At 70.7% G+C, this 15,791-nt stretch carries 14 protein-coding genes; 6 read left to right on the forward strand and 8 right to left on the reverse strand.

The features are described from left to right. Positions 1–74 precede the first annotated feature (74 nt). From ACFVWW_RS30350 to ACFVWW_RS30360, 3 genes are all read left to right on the forward strand, one after another. Positions 75–440, forward strand: a complete 366-nt coding sequence (locus ACFVWW_RS30350; protein WP_386878855.1) for a type II toxin-antitoxin system RelE/ParE family toxin — start codon at positions 75–77, stop codon at positions 438–440. Next, positions 437–754: a helix-turn-helix domain-containing protein gene (locus tag ACFVWW_RS30355; RefSeq protein ID WP_384180814.1), complete on the forward strand. Its 318-nt coding sequence runs from the start codon at positions 437–439 to the stop codon at positions 752–754. Before ACFVWW_RS30350 ends, ACFVWW_RS30355 begins: the two co-directional genes overlap by 4 nt. A gap of 143 nt (positions 755–897) precedes the next feature. Further along, a complete protein-coding gene (locus tag ACFVWW_RS30360; protein WP_386878856.1) occupies positions 898–1,356 on the forward strand; it encodes a GNAT family N-acetyltransferase in 459 nt (152 codons plus the stop codon). A gap of 257 nt (positions 1,357–1,613) precedes the next feature. Here the strand turns inward: ACFVWW_RS30360 and ACFVWW_RS30365 are convergent, their stop codons facing one another. Continuing rightward, the gene (locus ACFVWW_RS30365) at positions 1,614–2,258 is read right to left on the reverse strand and encodes a dihydrofolate reductase family protein (protein ID WP_384180810.1); all 645 of its coding nucleotides are present in this window, start codon (positions 2,256–2,258) and stop codon (positions 1,614–1,616) included. Between the two features lie 141 nt (positions 2,259–2,399). On the opposite strand from ACFVWW_RS30365, the gene ACFVWW_RS30370 reads away from it, so the two are divergent. Beyond that, positions 2,400–4,058 (forward strand): serine/threonine-protein kinase, encoded by a 1,659-nt coding sequence (locus ACFVWW_RS30370; RefSeq protein WP_386878857.1) that lies wholly within the window; start codon positions 2,400–2,402, stop codon positions 4,056–4,058. Positions 4,059–4,136: 78 nt separating this feature from the next. Here the strand turns inward: ACFVWW_RS30370 and ACFVWW_RS30375 are convergent, their stop codons facing one another. From ACFVWW_RS30375 to ACFVWW_RS30390, 4 genes are all read right to left on the reverse strand, one after another. Next, positions 4,137–6,272 carry an ATP-binding protein gene (locus ACFVWW_RS30375; RefSeq protein WP_386878858.1) on the reverse strand — a complete coding sequence of 712 codons (2,136 nt, stop codon included), beginning with the start codon at positions 6,270–6,272 and terminating at the stop codon, positions 4,137–4,139. Next, the gene (locus tag ACFVWW_RS30380; RefSeq protein ID WP_386878859.1) at positions 6,269–7,060 is read right to left on the reverse strand and encodes a DUF4255 domain-containing protein; all 792 of its coding nucleotides are present in this window, start codon (positions 7,058–7,060) and stop codon (positions 6,269–6,271) included. Before ACFVWW_RS30380 ends, ACFVWW_RS30375 begins: the two co-directional genes overlap by 4 nt. A 34-nt stretch (positions 7,061–7,094) precedes the next feature. After that, positions 7,095–9,176, reverse strand: a complete 2,082-nt coding sequence (locus ACFVWW_RS30385; RefSeq protein ID WP_386878860.1) for an HYR domain-containing protein — start codon at positions 9,174–9,176, stop codon at positions 7,095–7,097. 149 nt (positions 9,177–9,325) lie between these two features. Next, a complete protein-coding gene (locus ACFVWW_RS30390) occupies positions 9,326–9,955 on the reverse strand; it encodes a response regulator transcription factor (RefSeq protein ID WP_384180798.1) in 630 nt (209 codons plus the stop codon). Positions 9,956–10,169: 214 nt separating this feature from the next. On the opposite strand from ACFVWW_RS30390, the gene ACFVWW_RS30395 reads away from it, so the two are divergent. Continuing rightward, positions 10,170–11,498, forward strand: coding sequence for a hypothetical protein (locus tag ACFVWW_RS30395; protein WP_386878861.1), 1,329 nt, complete (start codon positions 10,170–10,172; stop codon positions 11,496–11,498). A 51-nt stretch (positions 11,499–11,549) separates the two neighbouring features. On the opposite strand, the gene ACFVWW_RS30400 is transcribed toward ACFVWW_RS30395, so the two are convergent. The 3 genes from ACFVWW_RS30400 to ACFVWW_RS30410 all read right to left on the reverse strand — a co-directional run bounded on the left by ACFVWW_RS30400 (position 11,550) and on the right by ACFVWW_RS30410 (position 15,232). Further along, complete coding sequence (locus tag ACFVWW_RS30400) at positions 11,550–12,356, reverse strand: DUF4157 domain-containing protein (protein ID WP_386878862.1); 807 nt, start codon at positions 12,354–12,356, stop codon at positions 11,550–11,552. A 357-nt stretch (positions 12,357–12,713) separates the two neighbouring features. Then, a complete protein-coding gene (locus ACFVWW_RS30405) occupies positions 12,714–13,727 on the reverse strand; it encodes a sporulation protein (protein WP_386878863.1) in 1,014 nt (337 codons plus the stop codon). A gap of 134 nt (positions 13,728–13,861) precedes the next feature. After that, entirely contained in the window at positions 13,862–15,232 is a 1,371-nt protein-coding gene (locus tag ACFVWW_RS30410) for an NAD(P)-binding domain-containing protein (protein WP_384180790.1), read from the reverse strand. A gap of 133 nt (positions 15,233–15,365) precedes the next feature. Here ACFVWW_RS30410 and ACFVWW_RS30415 point away from each other — a divergent pair, with 133 nt between their 5' ends. Next, positions 15,366–15,719, forward strand: a complete 354-nt coding sequence (locus ACFVWW_RS30415; protein WP_384180788.1) for an ArsR/SmtB family transcription factor — start codon at positions 15,366–15,368, stop codon at positions 15,717–15,719. Positions 15,720–15,791: the final 72 nt, after the last annotated feature.

A 15,791-nucleotide genomic window follows, 5' to 3' on the forward strand; every position in this document is an offset into this window, starting at 1 on the left:
CTCGCAGAAAGCATGCCAGGGTACTAGTATGTACAAGTACTGTGGGGTTGAATGTCGTGTCGTGGCACCTTGAGATGGCAGGAGAGGTCCGCGACTGGCTGCACGAGCTGAGGAAGGACGACCGCGACACCGCTCGATTAGTTGGTCAGGCCATCCAAGCCCTGGTCGAAGAAGGCCCCGACCTTGGGCGGCCCCTGGTGGATCGGATCAAAGGGTCCGCTCTGCACAACCTCAAGGAACTGCGACCCGGCTCATCCGGTGCGAGTGAGGTCCGGATTCTGTTCATCTTCGACCCTCGGCGCAATGCGGTGTTGCTGGTGGCCGGAGACAAAGCAGGGCAGTGGTCCGAGTGGTACCGCCGCTCGGTTCCCGAGGCTGAGGCCCGCTATGGCGCGTGGCTGGAGCATCTGGCACACGTAGAGAAGGAGACGTTGAAATGACCACCTTCCATGCCTGGGACGACGTCAAGCGCGAGGTCTTCGACGCCGAAGACCTCGACGTGATCACCGCTGGGGCTCAGCGCATGGTGGCCGAGGCCCGTGCGCACAGGCTGGCCGAGATGCGGAAGCAGTTGGGCCTCACGCAGCGCGAGGTAGCCGCTCGCATGCATGTGAGGCAGGAGCGGGTGTCGGCGATCGAAAGGGGCAACGCGACGGCGACCGAGGTCGGAACCATCGCTGCCTACGTTGCTGCTCTCGGCGGCAGTCTGGTGATCGTCGCGGACTTCAATGGCACCCGGGTTGTTGTGGCCTGACACCTCAACGGCACCGTGTACTCAGGGGCAGTTGACGAGTCTGCGCTCCACGTTCCGCAGGGAGGGTGACTCGCGGAGGGTTGCTCCGGGTGGGGGTTGGCGGGCGTGGAGGCTGTTTGTGTGGGGGCTTTAAGCTCCGGGGTGTGGACATCACTGTGCGTTCGGCTGGTAGGGCTGATCTGCTGTTTCTGTTGGGCCTTTACCGTGAGTTGAATCCCGACGACGCGCCGTTGCCCGCCGAGACCGCAGGGGCGGTCTGGTCGGCCATCGCCGCGCAGCAGGGGCGGACTGTGCTGGTTGCTGAGCGTGGTGGCGTCGTTGTCGGCACTGCCGACTGCGTTGTTCTGCCGAACCTCACGCGTGGCGGCCGGTCGATCCTTTTCGTGGAGAACGTGGTGGTCGCGGGCGCCGCTCGGCGTCATGGCGTCGGGAAACAGTTGATGGACGCTGTCGTCGCGCTCGGCCGGTCTTCCGGCTGCTACAAGGTGCAGCTACTGGCGGCCGACGATGCGTACGTGCACACCTTTTACGAAGCGTGCGGATTTCAGGTCCTTGCCCAGGGATTCCGTCGGTACGTCGAGTGTGACGTTGGGGCGGGGTGAGGGCGTCGCACGGGGGCGCGGTGGTGCGGCCGTGTGGGGATCATGGGCGTTGGAGGGACTGGCGTAGGGGATGAGGATCGTGTTCGGGCGGCACGATCTCGAGACCGGCACCGACTTCTAGCGGCTTGCCAGCACCCGGGCACGAGCTGAGGAAACCGCCAGGGCCGGGGCTGACCACCCTAGGCGCGACTTGACGGGCTGCCTCAGGGCAGCCCCCGGAGGTAAAACAGCCGGCCGGGGGTAGCCCTGAGGATCGGTTACTTTCGCCAGAACAGGTGGTGTGTCACCCCGCTCGGGCTGGGAACGACATCCAGGTGGAACCGGTCGAGCAGTTCATCGGGGGACTCCCAGAGTCGTACTCCGGACCCGAGCTTCATCGGTGAGACCGCCACGTGCAGGGTGTCGACGAGGTCGGCGTCGAGGAACTGCCGGATGGTGGTAGCCCCGCCGCCGAGTCGGACGTCCTTGCCCTGCGCCGCCTCCCGGGCCTGTTCGAGGACCGTGGCCGGGTCGCTGTCGACGAAGTGGAACGTGGTGTCGGACAGCGTGAGCGAAGGACGCTTGTGGTGGGTCATGACGAATACCGGGGTGCGGAACGGGGGCTCGTCACCCCACCAGCCCTGCCACTCATGGTCCTGCCAGGGCCCGCGCTGGGGCCCGAACTTGTTGCGGCCCATGATCTCGGCGCCGATGTTGCGGGCGTAGTCCCGCGTGAGGTAGTCGTCCAGGCCCCGGCTCCCCCCGGGGTCGGTGCGCATGGGCCAGCTCGCCGTGGCGCCGGCCCAGGCGAACAGCCTCTCCGGCTCGACATGACCGAACGGCCTCTCGAGGGTCTGGTCCTCACCGGCACCAATTCCGTCACTCGAGACGTTGAAATTCTGGACTCTCAGCAACTGAGCCACGCGTTCCTCCTGTGATGGGGCGACAACGGTGGTGAGACCTGCCGGGACGGGAAAACTCATCGCTGCGTCCGTGACCGTTCAAAAATTGGGCTACCTAGTGCTCTGACCTCTGAGCTTGTGCGGTTTGGGCAGGCTCCTGTGGTGAGCGGGCCGCCCCTGCTGACCGTGGGCTACAGTCGGGCCCTCGCCTGCCAGCTGGGCGGGCTTTCCTGGGGGAGCCCGGGGGACCTGGGGGAACGCAGCGCGATGTGGGCCGGACGGACCGAAGTGCCGGGGTATGAGGTTGCCGATGTGCTCGGCGAGGGTGGCTTCGCCACTGTGTACCGGGCGCGTCAGCTGTCCGTGCAGCGGGAGGTCGCGCTCAAGATCGATGACCGGGTGCTGTCGTCCGAGCGGAGCCGTCGGCGGTTCATGCGCGAGGTCACCGCGGCGGGGCAGCTGTCGGGTCATCCGCATGTCGTCGCGCTGTACGACGCGGGAGTGCTCGGGGACGGCCGGCCCTACATGGTGCTGGAGTTGTGCTCCAACGGTTCGCTCGCGGACCGGCTCCGTGAGCGCGGCGCGTTCACGGTGGAGGCGGCGCGGGACATCGGGGTGCGTATCGCCGACGCGCTCGCCGCGGCGCACAGCGCCGGGGTGCTGCACCGGGATGTGAAGCCCGGCAACATCATGATCAATCAGTTCGGCGCGGTCGCCCTCGCCGACTTCGGGCTGGCCGCGATGCCGCGTCCCGGCCACGAGCTGTCGGCGACGAGGGAGGCGCTGACCCCGGCGTACGCACCGCCCGAAGCGTTCCGGTTGGAGGACCCCACCCCGGTCGGGGACGTGTACGCGCTCGGCGCGACCCTCTACGCCCTGCTGCGTGGCCTTCCGCCGCACTACCCGGACATAGGTGAGCTCAGTGTCACGGAACTGATCGTCCGGCACACCGACCCCATTGCCGATCTGCCCGGTGTGCCAGCCGCGTTGATGGACGTACTCAGGGCAGCTCTGGCGGCCGATCCGGCCGAACGCCTGCCCAGTGCCGCGGCGCTGCGCGACGCCCTCACCGCTGTCGAGCTGCCCACGCTGAACGCCGTCCCGCAGACCGTACGAGAGCACGTAACGCGAGCCACCGTGCGGCAGCAGAGCACGGAAGGTCCGCCGACGACGCGCACCCCGCGCACCCGGCGCACCCCGCGCACCCGGCGCACCCCGCGCACCCGGCGCACCCGGCGCACGCTGTGGATCGCCTCGGCCGCCGCGCTGGCGGTGATCGGCCTCGGCTCGGTCGGTGCCGTCGCGCTCCTCGACTTCGGCAAGGGGGAAGATTCCCCAGAGAAGGACGCGGCCGTCTCGGCCAAGGGTTCGCAGGCCGCCGCCGGGCACGACTTCACCGTGCCGACGGTCACCGAGGGCTGTTCCGCCGCCTCCGTCGCCGGCGCGGACGCGCGCTGTCCCACGACCGCGGAGTGCTGGGGCGGCATGGTGGTCATCTCCGGATTCGTCACCATCAACCGGTCGGACTGTACGGTCCAGCACCCTTGGGAGACCTTCGCCATCGCGCCGCTGCCCCTGGACGGCATGACGAACAACCAGAGGGAGCTGGCGAAGCACCCCGTGGTCCGCAGGCTGTGTTCCCGCGAGGTGATGGCCGAGTCGAGGCGAGGCGCGGCCCTCGACATCGCACCGGAGCGCTGGACCGTCGATGTACTCCCGCCCTCCCAGGCGGAGTTCGATCGGGGCTCACGCGTCTTTCGCTGTGTGGCCACGGTCGCAGGGGAAGAGACGAGCAGGAGCAACTTCCGGCCCAGGTCCTGAACGACGGTGGCCCCGGGCACGGCGCCACGGCCCGCGGCCTCGTCGCGCGCTCCGCGCTCAGGTCAGCAGGTCGAGGGCTCAGGTCAGCAGGCCGAGGTACGGGCCGAACTCCGACGCCAGGGTGAGGCGGCCCAGTTTCTGGTACTCCCGCTGGATCGCGTGGATCAGGGTGGGCATGGTCACCGGGGTGCCGGATTCCGCTGACAGATAGGCCGCGGTGACGGCCACCGAGCGGATGTTGCCGCCGGCCAGTTCGAAGGACGTGGCGCAGAAGTCCAGGTCGAGGCCGGAGCCGCGGGGGAGGAGCGGGCCCAGGGAGCGGTCCCAGAGGAGACGGCGTTGTCCGGCGTCCGGGATGGGGAAGTCGATGACCAGGTCGAGGCGGCGGGTGAAGGCGTCGTCCAGGTTGGCGCGGAGGTTGGTGGCGAGGATGGCGAGGCCGTCGAAGGACTCCATACGTTGCAGGAGATAGGCGCTCTCGACGTTGGCGTAGCGGTCGTGGGCGTCCTTCACCTCCGAGCGTTTGCCGAAGATGGCGTCCGCCTCGTCGAAGAGCAGGACGCCGTTCACACCGGCCGCCTCGGAGAAGATGCGTTCGAGGTTCTTCTCCGTCTCGCCGACGTACTTGTCGATGACCGTGGCCAGGTCGACCGTGTAGAGGTCGAGGCCCAGGTCGGCCGCGATCACCTCCGCCGACATCGTCTTGCCGGTGCCGGAGTCGCCCGCGAAGAGGGCCGATACGCCCCGGCCGCGGCCGCCGCCGGGGCGCATGCCCCACTCGCCCAGGACCTGGTCCCGGTAGCGAGCACGGGCGGTGAGTTCGCGGAGTTGGGCGTGGGCATCCGGGGGGAGAACCAGGTCGTCCCAGGTCACGGAGGGTTCGATGCGGCGGGCCAGCCGGTCGAGGCCCGCGGCGTTCTGGGCGCGGGCGCCCTGGCGGATGTGGTCCGAGCCGAGAGCTCCGCCGTCCAGCCGCGCCGTCTGGGCGGCGCTGCGGGCCGCTCCCTCGATCTGGCCGGGGGTGAGGAGGAACGGCGAGAGCAGTACGCCGACATCGAGACCGGGAGGGACGGGGGCGGCGTATGCGTCGCGCCAGAGCGCGGCCCGTACGGCGGGCTCCACCCGGGGCGCGTGCAGGAGCAGCGGCGGGCGGACCGACCAGGCGGCGTCCCAGGGGGCGCGGCCCACCAGAACCGTGGGGAGCGGGGTGTCGGTCAGCAGGCGCAGCGTCTGCGGGTGGTCGCGGGAGAGCGCGTCCAGCGGGGCGCACACCAGGCCCGACCCGGTCAGCCGGCCCTCCCGTACCAGTGCCCGTACGGCTTCGGCCGGCGTCGGGTCCTCCGCCAGCCGGGACAGGTCGAGACCGAGTACGCCGCGCCCCGCGAGGCTCAGCGCGGTGGCGGCCAGCGCCGTACCGGCGCCGCCCTGGTCCTCGCGTAGATACGCCAGGTGGACGGCCGAGCCGAGGATACGGGCGAGCGGCGCTGGGTCGCCCACGCCCGGTACGGCATGCCACGGGGCCAGCAGATCGGCCAGCCGGGGGTCGGGGGTGTCGTCGCCGAGGAGGTGCGCGGTGACCCGGTCCGGTACCCGCAACGCACGTCCCAGGAACGGCCGGTCCGCCTCCTCCACCAGCAGGAGCCCGCCGGACCGCAGCGGCGCTCGGGGCCCGAGACGGGCGCGGGCGGCGGAGTCCGCGGGGGAGAGTCCGCACAGACCGAGGGCGAGGCCGGTGGTCGGACGGCGGCGGGTGACATCGTCGTTGAGGTAGCCGTAGAACGCCTCGAACCGGTCGTCCAGGTCCGGTACGAGCGCGATGAGCAGGATCTCGACATCGAGTGTGCTGAGGCCGAACTCCTCGGCCAGCAGGGTGAGTCGGGACGGGTGGTCGCCATCGGTGAGCGTCTCGGCCTCAGCCAGCCGGGCCGCGTCGCTCTCGTCGGGTACGGGGAACGTACGGCCCTCGTCGAGCAGCCGGGTGATCGTCTCCTCGGTCAGATACAGGCCGCGGAACGCGTCGTCCGGATGGGGGTCGGTGAGCTGCCTGGCCTCGACCGCGCGGCGGACGCGCTGCTCGACGAGGACGGCGCGGGCCAGCAGATGGCGGAGGCCCGCATCCCGGGTCGGATCCCGGGTCGAATCCCGCTGCGTATCCCGGTCCGGATCCCGCTGCGAATCCCGGTCCGGCTCCTCGTGTCCCGTGGCGCTCGTCATTCCCCTCGGTTCTCCGTGATACGCAGCGACAGACCGGGCCGTCGCGCGGGTCCGGACGCGGTGTCCGTACCGTCCGGTGCAGCGGGACGGTCCGTTCCGTCCGGTGCGCCGGGACGCTCCGTACCGTCCGGTGCGCCGGGACCGGATCCGTACACCGGCAGCGCCGCGCCGCCCGGCATCCGCCGCGTCTGCCGCCGCGCGCGGTCCTGCGGCGGGTGGTCGCCGAAGCGGGCGTGCAGTCCCTCGTCGCCCACCGGCGGGCCCGCCGGATAGGTCGGCGACGCCGTGACCGGCACGCTGATCACCAGGTCCAGCGACGGCTTCAGTTCGCCGCCGAGCGCGCTCCAGACATCCGCGAAGGAGCGGTCCTCCGGCGGCGGCAGCGCGATGGTCATCGGTACGGCGACCCCGATGTCCTGGAGCGTCCCCGTCAGCCGCTCCGGCGGCAGCGCCTCGTACCGCAGCAGGCAGCCGAGGAGCGAGGAGAGCAGCCGGTGTTCGTCCTCCGGGCGCTTGGTCCAGGCGGTGATCAGATACGAGAGCTTGAAGAAACGCGGCGGCCGGCGGCGGGCGACGACCGTGCCTCCCTCGTCGTACTCGTTGTACAGCCCGCGTTCCCGCCGCCGCATGTCCTCGCGGATGTCGTAGAGGTACAGATTGACCGTGGGCGCGTTGACCTTGGCCGCCCACTCGCGGGTCGGCGCGTCGAACACCACGGCGATCTGGGCGCCTTCGAGGACCTCGGCCCTGAGCAGCACGCGCAGCGCGTCGTCCACCTCATGGATCACAGCCGCTTCTCCGCCCTCGGCTCCGCGAGCGCGCTCATCCGCGCCCCGCGAAGTCCGGTGGCTGGAGCTTGCGTTGGACGACCAGGACCGGTTTCTCCAGCCGGTCGAGATCGGTGCCGTCCGCGCGGAGCCTGCGTGGTCCGAGCACGTCCTTGCGCAGCACCGGCACCTGCGTCTCGAAGGTGCCGTCGCGGCCGACGGCCACCGGCGACCCCGTGGCGGTGATGCCCGCGCTCCAGCTCAGCCGGACGTTCACGCCCGGCGGGAAGTCCGAGCCCCGCGCCAGGACGACCTGCCCCGGTGTGGCGACCTCCGGGGTCACGGTCAGCTTCGGCTGAAGGACGCGGAGCCGGTCCCGGTCCCTGTTGTCGTCCGCCCGCAGGTCGGGCAGCGTGGCGACGACGGTCCCATGGACGTCTCCGCTGATCGCCTGCCGGTACGTGGCCGTCTGGGTGACCTCGATCCTGCCCCCCGCCGGGACGGTGCACGGCGCGGTCGGGGTGCAGCGCGACAGTCCGGCCAGGGTGCGCTTGCCCGCGTCGGGCGTCCTGGGCCAGGCGGAGGTGAGAATGACACCGGTCGCCGTGTCCGGGCCGGCGTTGGTGACGGTGAAGCGCACGCGTGCGTCGCGACCGGTGTAGGTGCGCTCCGGTGTGACCTGGACATCCACCGCGACATCGGCGGCCGGCGGCACCGGAGCCTCCAGCACCTCGACGGTCGCCGTGTCGGTGCCGGTGTTGCCGTTCGCGTCGGTGGCGGAGCAGCTGACCTCGGTGCTGCCGACCGGGAAGAGCGAACCCGACGCCGGGGTGCAACGTACCGGCAGGGGACCGTCGTTGGCGTCCTCGGCAGTGGCGGTGAAGCCGACGCGCGCGCCGTCGGGGTCGCTGGTCTCCACCGTACGGTCGTCCACGGTGACCACCGGCGCGTCGACGTCATTGACGTCGATGTTGATCGTCTCCGTCAGCTGGGGATCGGCCGCCGCCCCCGGGCCTGCGCTTCCCGCACCGGGCACACCGGGGCCCAGCAGGAACTGGACCGTGCAGGTCAGTCTCGTACCCTGCGGAGCGTCCTCGGAGACCTCGATCGTCTCGTCGAAGGCCGCGATGTCGCCGCTGGTGACGTCACGGGTGGGCGGGTCGAGGGTCACCGTGAGGGCGGGGTCGCAGTCGGCCAGTTGGTAACCGACCGTCGTACGCAGATTGCTGAGGCCGTCGACGATCGTGTCCACGACCGCGTCCGGGGCGACATCGGGGAGCAGTCTGCCCTTGGTCGCCTCGATGACCTTGTCGGCCTGGCCCGGCTCGTGCAGGGGGTCCTCTATCTGGCCGGGGTAGCCGGCGTCACCGTTTCCGTTGAGCCCGTCGCCGATCTCGGTCGCGATGTCCACGCCCAGCACGCGGACGCCCCGGGCCTGCAACGCGAAGATCGTGTCGGTGAGGGAGTGGCCCATGCTGGGATCGTGGCTCGAGGCATCGCCGACCAGGACGACCACCGGGCTCGCGTCCGCACGGAAAACGGTCTGTCCATCGCTGCCGTTGGCGATCTGCCAGAGCGAGTTGATCCAGTCCTCGGAGGGGCCCATGCTGAACTCACCGCGGTGTGTGTCGAGCAGGTCGACGCCGTCCTGCACCTTGCCGAGGTCGTCCGTCAGCGGCTGCAGGACGGTGTAGACCTCACCGTTGTCGGCGTCGACCTCCTGGTCGCCGTATGTGGCCACGGCGAAGCGGGACTCGGGCTGCTCCTCGATCACCCTGGAGGTGATCTTGGGGAGGTCCCGCTGAATTCTCTCGATCGACGAAGCCATGCTGTACGTGCCGTCCACCAGCAGCACGATGTCGGGCTTCGGCGGGATGGCGGGCGTGCGGACCAGCTTGTCCACGGCGGTGGACGCGCCCGGGTCGAGCTTCTCCGTCACCACAGCCGGTGTGACGGACGGTTCGGGGGCGGCGGCCGCCGTGTCCGGCTCGCCGGCCGAGCTGGGCAGGCCGCCCATGGCCAGGAGCAGCAGGGCGAAGGGCAGCACACGCAGGGCGGTACGGGCCGTCAGCCGCGTCGTCCGCTCGGCCCTCCACCGCTTCCGCGCCGAGCGCCGGAATCGCTGAGACCGTGGCACGGAACCCTCCCCAGATCGGCACACCGGCCCTCACCATCCCCTGCTCGCGCCCCGCGGACAGCGGGGCGCGAGTCAGTCCTGCGGGAACCGAGTTCTGCCCTTTCGGGCAGCCGGACCGAAAGCGGCAGAGCGGGTCCGGCGACCGTGCCTCAAATCAGCCCTTGGCGCAGTGCGTATGCCACCGCGTGAGAGCGATTACGCAATTGGAGCCGGGTCATAACCGCGTGCAGAACGTTCTTTATCGTGCGTTCGGAATAGGCGAGCTTGGTCGCGATATCGGCGGTGTCGTACCCCTCCGCGACCAGTCGCAGTACGTCGATCTCCCGCGAGGAAAGGCCGGTGAAGTGCAGGCCACGCGGCCCGAGAACCTGGCCCTGCAACTTCCCCACCTGCTCCAGCAGCCGTCCGAGGAGGTCGGCGGGCACATGGCCCTCCCCGTTCGCCACAGCGACGATGACCCGTACCAGGTGGTCAGGGGTCGCCTCCGAGCGCCGGACCACCCCCGCGACACCGCACTCCGCCGCGCTGACCAATTTCTGCTCGTCGATCTCGGTGGCGACCAGCACACCGCGGGCGTTACCGCTGCGCTGGATGTTGCGCAGCATCCGCAGCGCTTCCTCGTCGATGACGTCCACGACCACCACGACGACCTGCGGATCGAGCTCCCCCTCGTCCCAGCCGGTCAGCGTCACCTCCGGTCTTGTCCGTAGCTGGCTGGCCACCCCGGCCTGGGAGATCGGATCTTGCGCGCGTAAACCGACGATCGTACGGTCTGTCATGAATTTCCCCCTCCGCATATGCGAACCGATGGCATCATCACGGGCCGTAATGGACCTGCGCAGCCTGGTCTCGGCGCCTCACGCATCGGCAGTTACTCCATTCCCAACAAGCCCGGACGCGAAATCCATTGCCCCTCGATGGGCACGACATCTGCCCGAAAGTGTTCCTGTCCGGCCGCTGTTCTTAGGAATGCGCGGATCTACGGTGCGTCGTATGAGTGTTACGGCGAGCCTCGACGCATCGACTGTCACCGCCGAGCCGGGCGGGGAGACGGACGTACCCCTACAGATCCTGAACTCCGGCAGCACGGTCGAGGAGTACCGCTTCGAGGTGGTCGGAGCCTGCGCCGCCTGGGCGGCGGTGGAGCCGGCGACGCTGTCCCTCTACCCGGGCGCCTCCGGAACCGTCACCCTCCGGCTGAGCCCGCCACGTGACCCGTCGGTGCCCGCGGGCGAGACGCCCTTCGGCATCCGGGTGGTGCCGACGAGCGATCAGAGCGCGACCGTCGTCCCCGAAGGGCGGGTGACCGTAGCGCCCTTCACCGAGGTGACCTCGGAACTGGTGCCCCGCAGCTCGAACGGCGTCCGCCGCGGCACGCACCAACTCGCCGTGGACAACCGGGGGAACGCCCCGGTGACCGTGCGCCTCAGCGGCCGTACGGGCACCGAGCGGGCCCGGGTCGACTTCGTCGCACCCGAGTTGGTGATCCCGCCGGGACACGCGGACTTCGGGAAGATACGGGTGCGGCCGGCCAAGCGGCTGTGGCGTGGCACCCCGGTGACCCACCCGTTCCAGGCCTTCGTGGCACCCGTGGTGACGGAGGGTCAGGAGCCGTACGAGCCGGTCGTCCTCGACGGCTCGTACGAGCAGCAGGCCATCCTGCCGGGCTGGCTGCCCCGGGCGCTCATCCTCGCGGCGGTCGTACTGATCGCGCTGGTCGGACTCTGGTACGCGCTGCTGCGGCCGGCGGTGAAGTCGGCGGCCCGGGAGGCGATCACTCCGGATGTGGTCGCGTCCGCCGCGGCGAAGACTCCGGACGGCGGGGGCGCCAACGGCGGGGGCGCCAACGGGGGAGCCTCCAACGGCGGTGGCGCGTCGGCCGGCGCCGACGGCGGGGCATCAGGCGAGGGCGGGGAGAACGGGTCCGGATCGGGATCCGGTACGGCGCGCGGCGCGGGCGCCCCCACCAGCGCCCGGGTCGAGGTCAGGGACGCGGTCGGCGGCGGCGCCGGCAGCGGATCTGCCTACAAGGTGCCGGCCGGCAGCACCTTCGAACTCACCGACATCGTGGTCCAGAACCCGCAGGGCGACGCGGGAACGCTGGTGGTCTCCAGCCAGGACGCCCCGGTGCTGCGGCTGGCCCTGGAGAACTTCCGCGACTCCGACTATCACTTCGTCACCCCCATCCTGGTACCGGCAGGCGGCGAGATCACGATGACCGTCGACTGCCGGCAGGTGGGCAAGCCGGTGAAGGCCCCGACGCCGTCGGGCTGCGCGCAGTCGCTGTTCCTGGGCGGGACGCTGCGCGCGGACACGCAGTAGCGCGCGGATGCGCGGTACGTCAGGCGGGCGGTAGGTCAGGCGCGCGGTAGGTCAGGCGGGCGGAGCCTCTTCCTCCTCCTCGGCCCCTTCCTCCGCGCGCTGGACGAAGGAGCCCTGCACCGCTGCCGGTTCCTCGTCCTCGTCCTCCGCCGCCTCGCGCTGTACGGCGGGAGCCGTCACCGCGGCCGGTGCGGCGGCTGCCGGCGCGGGCTCGGAGACGGGGGCGGCCGGGCTCGGCTGCGACAGCACCCGGTCGGCGTTCGCGACGGCCTCCTGCTCGAAGCGGTCGGACGGATCGCTCACCCGAATGCCGCCCGGTGCCTCCGAGCCGTCGACGGGGCCGCTGCGCTGCTGGACCACATGGGTCAGCTCGTGCGCCAGTGTCGTACGGCCGCCGGACGAGGACGGGTCGTAGCTGTCCCGCTGGAAGACCACATGATTGCCGACGGTGTACGCATGCGCGCCGACATCCTTCGCCGACTCGTGCGCCGCGGAGTCGGTGTGCACCCGTACGTCGGAGAAGTCGGCGCCCATCCGGCTCTCCATGTCGGTGCGGGTGTCGGTGTCCAGGGGCTGACCGCCGCCGGAGGAGACCACGTCGTGCACGGGGGAGCGCTCCGCCGGCGTGGCGGGCGCCGGCTCCGCCTCGGCTTCCGGTTCCCTGCTGAGCATCGATCCGACGGCGCTGTTCCCGACGGCGCGCTGGAGGCTGCTCATCCCGGCCGTCCCGACCACATCGGGCCGGCCCGCGGCCGCGGCCTTGAAGAGATGCGAGGTCTCGGCGGACTCCCGCGCGTCCGTGGCCTTCGCGGGCCGGAAGGACTCGTCGTGCTCGTGCTCGTGGTGGTGTCCGCGCATCTCCGTCTCCCCTGACCGTGCCGCTCGCCCTGTCCGAAGCCGTCCGTACCGCTCGCCCGGTGCCCGGCCGGGCACCGCAGCAACCCTGCCCGTACGACGGCGGCGACGCGACGGCGGGACGGCCCGGGCCTCCACCCTCCACCCTCGCCCTGTGCCCCGTGGGCCGTCCAGCCCCCGGCCCCACGGACGAGGGGCATTGCGTCCTGCCTCTTGGGGCAACTTGAGCCGCTCGGGAGGACGGTGGTGAAGGCGGCCGGGCCGCTGTCACGGACCGGCCGGCCGCGCACGGCCACTCACGTGGAGTGCCGTGCCGATCGGCCCGTCACCTCCTGAACCACCGCGCGGGAACCGAGCGGGTCACTCGTCCTCGGAGGCTTCCTCCTCGCCGGCTTCGTCCTCCTCGCCCTCGAAGGCGTCACCGATCTCGTCGACGACCTCGGCGGCGACCATGCCGCCCACCACACCGACCGCCACGCCCGCGGCGGCACCGGCCACTACCGCTCCGGTGTCAGGACCGGAGCCGTGATGCCCGTCGTGGTGCCCGTCCTCGTGAGGGGACCGATGTCCGTACGGTTCGGCGTCGTGGCCGGCCCCTGAGCCGTGGCCGGCGACGAGCCGCTCGACCCATGAGCCCACCTCGGCGTTCCAGTCCCTCTGCCGGACGTCGTGGTGCGAGACAGTGAACCGGTTGAGCGCGTCATGCCCCTCGGAGAAGAACCCGCCGCGCTTGTCGGCCTCGATGACGACGTCCATCCCACCGGCCGTGGCGAGGAACGTCACCTCGATCTCGTTCACCGCGTGCGCGTACCGCGCCGGCGGGGTGAGTTCGATCTCCTGGTAGAAGGGGAGCTGCTGGCCGGTGCCACCGATGCGACCGAGTTCCAGATCGGCCGACGCGAAGCCCCAGCCCAGCTGCCCGAACGCTTCCAGGACTGCTTCCTGGACCGGCAGCGGCGACACGTGGAGCGCGTCGAGGTCTCCCTTGTCCTTCGCCCCGCCCACCGCGAGTTCGGTGCGTACCCCCAGCACCACTCCCAGGGGCTGTCCGTACAGTTCGGTCAGCGGTGTCTCCCACGGCACGGTCAGCGAGAACGGAACGCTGTGTTCCGTACCCTCGGTCAGCCGGAAACCGCCACCGACCAGGAGACGGTCGAAGACGACCGTGCCTTCCGTTTCCTCGTCGTGCCCCTCCGCCTCGACGCGGGCGACCAGATCGAGCGTGATCTGGTCGATGTGCACGTCAGCCTGACCGCCGCGCAGGTACACATGGCCGGACAGGGTGCCACCCGGTACCACGGATCCGCCGTCCAGCACGGTATCGACCGAGGGGCCACCGACACCGAGGGCTCCGAGCAGCTTCTTGAACACCATCGTGGCGTTCACTCCTTCACATGGTTCTGTCGTTCGCTGTGCTGATCCCCGAGGGGATGGGGACGACGCCAGAACTACCGCGGAGGGTAAAGGAGTTCCCAAGATCCATCGGGACGGTCCGGAGTCGCACCTTTTCAGCCACCCGCGGTGCGGCGTGCGATATCGGGCAGGGCGGCCGGGGCGGTGCAGCAACCGGCAGTGGTCTCTTGGGTCTTGTCGGCGTCGGACTTGTCGAACAGGCCCGAGCCGCCGCACACGCCGGTCTCCGGGAGGGTCAACTCGACGCGTTCCGCGGCGTCCCGGTCTCCGGCGAGGGCGGCGGCGATGGAGCGGACCTGCTCGTAGCCGGTCATGGCGAGGAAGGTGGGCGCGCGGCCGTAGCTCTTCATACCGGCCAGGTAGACGTCCTGTTCCGGGTGTGCCAGCTCGTTGACGCCGTGCGGGTAGACGGTGCCGCAGGAGTGGGCGTTCGGGTCGATCAGCGGGGCGAGTGCGACGGGGGCCTGGAGTCGCTCGTCCAAGGCGAGGCGCAGCTCGGAGACGAAGGACAGGTCGGGGCGGAAGCCGGTCAGGACGATGACCTCGTCGACCGGGTCGAGGCTGCGGCCGTCCTCGGCGACGAGCACCAGCTGGTCGCCGGTCCTTTCGACGGAAACGGTGCGGAAGCCGGTGACGGCGTCGGCGTGTCCGTCGTCCACGGCCGTCTTGGCCGCGAGGCCCAGCGCGCCGCGGGCGGGAAGCTGGTCGGCCTCGCCGCCGCCGAAGGTGGCACCGCCGATGCCCCGCCGCAGGACCCACACCGCGTGTGTGCCGGGGGCCTCCTCCGCCAGGTCGGCCAGGTGGGCGAGCGCGGTGAACGCGGAGGCTCCTGAGCCGATCACGGCCGTGTGCTTGCCCGCGTAACGGGCCCGTACCGCTGGGTCCTTGAGGTCCGGGACGCGGTAGGAGACGCGATCAGCGGCGGCGCGCTCACCGAGGGCGGGGAGTCCGTCGCCGCCGATCGGGCCGGGGGTGGACCAGGTGCCGGAGGCGTCGATGACGGCGCGGGCCGTCAGCCGCTGCTCGGTGCCGTCGGCGTTCAGGACATGGATGGTGAACGGCTGCCGCTCGCGGTCGGCGTCCACGACCCGGTCGCGTCCGAGGCGGGAGACGCCCGTGACGCGAGCGCCGAACTGGACCGTGTCGCCGAGGACGTCGGCCAGCGGCTGGAGGTAGCGCGCGGCCCAGTCGCCGCCGGTGGGGTACGTGGCGCCGTCGGGCGCGGTCCAGCCGGTGGGGGCGAGCAGCTTCTCGGCGGCCGGGTCGATCACCTCGGCCCAGGGGGAGAACAGCCGCACATGGCTCCACTCCCGTACGGCGCTGCCCGCGTCGGCGCCGGCCTCCAGGACCAGGGGCTCGATGCCGCGCTCGACGAGGTGGGCGGCGGCGGCCAGCCCGACGGGGCCGGCTCCGATCACCACGGTGGGCAGGGCGGTGGCGGGTACATCGGCACGCGGCACGATCACGGTGGATCCCCTTTTGATTCGACGTCTGTCGATGGCTTGCCCGGCCAGGATCACACCTGATTCGACAAGCGTCAACATAGACAGTCATCGAATCAAGGGCGCTCATTGGTTCGATGCGTGTCAACATAGACGGATGTCGAATACGAAGGTGCCGCTGGAGTCGGAGGTGGCGCCCTGCTGCCCGCCGCTGTCCGAACGCGCGCTCACGGCCGAGGAAGCGGTACGGACGGCCGCGATGTTCAAGGCGCTCGGCGACCCCGTACGGCTGCGGCTGTTCTCGCTGGTCGCCTCGCACGAGGGTGGCGAGGCGTGTGTCTGTGACATCTCGGACGTCGGGGTGTCCCAGCCCACCGTCTCCCACCATCTGAAGAAGCTCCGCGAGGCCGGTCTGCTCACCTCTGAACGGCGCGGGACCTGGGTGTACTACCGCGTGGAGGCCTCCGTGCTCGCCGCCATGGGTCAGCTGTTGGGGCGCGTCGCGGCGTGAGCTCCGGAGCGGGGGGTGTGATGGGGTGGCCCCGCGTCGCGAGGTGGCCCGTGGTGTGCGTAATACTCACAC

This window comes from Streptomyces sp. NPDC058198, from assembly GCF_042882605.1.
In the GTDB taxonomy this organism is placed as follows: Bacteria; Actinomycetota; Actinomycetes; order Streptomycetales; family Streptomycetaceae; genus Streptomyces.